Source organism: Campylobacter sp. W0014, assembly GCF_020135975.1.
Lineage (GTDB): Bacteria > Campylobacterota > Campylobacteria > Campylobacterales > Campylobacteraceae > Campylobacter_D.
Window position 1 is genome coordinate 1 of sequence record NZ_JACHTR010000106.1, and the last position, 389, is coordinate 389.

A 389-nucleotide genomic window follows, 5' to 3' on the forward strand; every position below is an offset into this window, starting at 1 on the left:
AGCATAGTCTTTGATTTGAGAGATAAGTTCTTTAGGGTTCATTAGTAACTTTGTCCTGTATATTTTTCATCACTTTTTATAAATTTACCATTAGTAAAATAATGAAAAGATCCTCCTCCTGCACTTTTACGACTAATGCTAGAAAAGCTAAATCCTCTTCCTTCATCTCCAAATAATCCATAACTTTTTACTTTATAATCTATCATAGTATAAAAAGTAATAGGATATCTCTTACCTTTGCATACATAATAACTACTCATAATCAAATAAGGTTTTAATTTTTTATAGTTTTCTTCTCCCATATATGCTTTAAATTGATCTTCATAGTATGCAAATTCGGGTTTATCATCGAAATTAAAATTAGATTCGCCTATTTTATAGCTATTAAT

General features: G+C 27.0%; 1 protein-coding gene. It reads right to left on the minus strand.

The genetic code is table 11. The annotated features are described in order from the left end of the window. Positions 1-41 precede the first annotated feature (41 nt). On the minus strand, positions 42-389 hold a 348-nt coding region (locus tag H2277_RS09170; protein ID WP_337201983.1), incomplete at its 5' end, for a tRNA 2-selenouridine synthase.